This is a genomic window from Mesorhizobium sp. (genome assembly GCF_004962925.1).
Lineage (GTDB): Bacteria > Pseudomonadota > Alphaproteobacteria > Rhizobiales > Rhizobiaceae > Mesorhizobium.
Genome location: NZ_SUEO01000209.1, coordinates 9,583 through 11,503, shown reverse-complemented (window position 1 = coordinate 11,503; position 1,921 = coordinate 9,583). Strand labels below are relative to the sequence as shown.

Genomic DNA, 1,921 nt, shown 5'->3' with positions numbered 1-1,921 from the left:
GTCGATCAGCTCGTCGCGAAAGATCACCTCGTCCCAGATCCTTGAAGAAAACACCAGCGCCGCGGGCACCGCCGATTTGCGTGCGGCACGATGACGGATCATCGCCATCAGCGGCACCACGCCCGACCCGCCACCGACCAGCAGAAGCGGGCCGCCGTCACTGTCGGACCAGACGAAGTGGCCGCCGAGCGGGCCGCGCAGCTCGACCTCGTCGTCGACTGCCGCGACCTCGTGAAAGAACGGCGATACCTCGCCGTCTTCGAGCCTTTCGATCGCCAGCTCGATCGTCTCGCCCGACTCCGGCGCCGAGGCGATGGAATAGGAGCGGCGCGCCTGATAGCCGTCCGGCGCCGTCAGCCTGACATCGACATGCTGCCCGGCACGATAGGCGAAGGGCCGTGACGGCCGGAGGAAAAAGCTGGTGACGCGCGGCGTGCGCTTTTCGATGCGTCTGATGGTGACCGTCTGCCAGGGCGACTGCGCCGCCGGCCCGTCGCTCATGGATCGCCCGTATAGCGCTGCTCGCGCCACGGGTCGCCATAGATGTGATAGCCGCGCAATTCCCAGAAGCCCGGCTCGTCGCGCTCGGTGAACTGCAGCCCGTTCAGCCATTTGGCCGACTTCCAGAAATAGAGATGCGGAACCAGCAGCCGCGCCGGGCCGCCATGATCCGGCGTGATCGGCTTGCCTTCGTAAAGCAGCGCCACCATCGCCTTGCCGGCGGTGAGATCCTTCGTCGGCACGTTGGTGGTATAGCCGTCGAACGACAGCGCCAGCGTGAAGGGGCTCAGTGGCTCGATGCCGGCATCCGCCAGAATATCGTCGACCAGCACGCCCTGCCACGCCGTGTCGAACTTGGTCCATGCGGTCACGCAATGGATGTCGCGCGTCATCTTGGTCAAAGGCAGCGCGTTGAACTCCGTCCAATTCCACTTCTTGATCGGCCGAGGTCCGTGCTTGAGCGTGAACGACCACTCCTCGGTGCGCACGCGCGGCGTCGGCCCAGCCGATAGAACCGGGAACCCTTGCTCGAGATACTGCCCCGGCGGAATGCGCGCATCCGCATCCGTCGGGGGCTTTCGTCCTGAAGAGAAGCCGCGGGTGACCATCGAGACAATCCGTTTGTTTGAGGCCGTTTACCGGCCCTGAACAGTCTTCTCGAAGATGCTCTGGCGGGCAACCATAATTTTGGCCGCAACCTCGCGGCAATGCGCCGCTTCAGCCATTGGCGAAGGGTACCGCGACGAAGAGTTGCGCGTCGCCGCGTTCGACGAGCAGGAGCACGGACTTCTTGCCGGCCTTTCCGGCCTGCGCGATCGCCTGGTCCGCCTGCCTGGCGTCCCTCACCGGGGCCTGATTGACGGCGATGATGATGTCGCCCGGTTGGATACCGGAAGCCGAGGCCGCCTTGTCAGGATTGACGCTCTCGACCAGCGCCCCGCGCTGGTTGGGCACCAGATTCATCGCCTGCCGGACATCCGGGGTGATGTCCATCAGACCGAGGCCGATCGCAGGAGCACGAAGGCCCTGCTGCGTGGACGGTGCCTCTGGGCCGCCGCCGACCGATGCCGTCTGCACATCGTCTCCGTTGCGTCCGACAGCGACGGAAATCTTCACATTCTGCCCTTTGCGCCAGACACCCAGCGTTTCCGTCTCGCCGGGCGAAACATCGGCAACGGCACGCGACAGATCCTTGGGATCCTTGATCTGCTGGCCGGCGAAGCTGGTGACGACGTCGCCGGTCTCGATCCCGGCTTTTGCCGCCGGCGAGCCGTCAGTGACCTCGGAAACCAGCGCACCGCTGGGTTGGCCGAGGCCGACGGCGCTCGCCACGTCGGGCGTAACCGGCTGAATCTGGACGCCGAGATAGCCGTATTGAATGGAGCCGCCCTTCATCAGCTTGGCGACCACCTTTTGCGCC

Annotated in this window: 3 protein-coding genes; all 3 read right to left on the bottom strand. The window is 65.2% G+C overall.

Translation table 11 applies throughout. The features are described from left to right. Positions 1-501: FAD-binding oxidoreductase (locus E5W87_RS28975; protein WP_292405348.1), on the bottom strand; the 501-nt coding region annotated here is incomplete at its 3' end. Next, entirely contained in the window at positions 498-1,109 is a 612-nt protein-coding gene (locus E5W87_RS28970; RefSeq protein ID WP_292405345.1) for a molybdopterin-dependent oxidoreductase, read from the bottom strand. The genes E5W87_RS28970 and E5W87_RS28975, both read right to left, overlap by 4 nt. Before the next feature lie 109 nt (positions 1,110-1,218). After that, positions 1,219-1,921: PDZ domain-containing protein (locus tag E5W87_RS28965; protein ID WP_292405343.1), on the bottom strand; the 703-nt coding region annotated here is incomplete at its 5' end.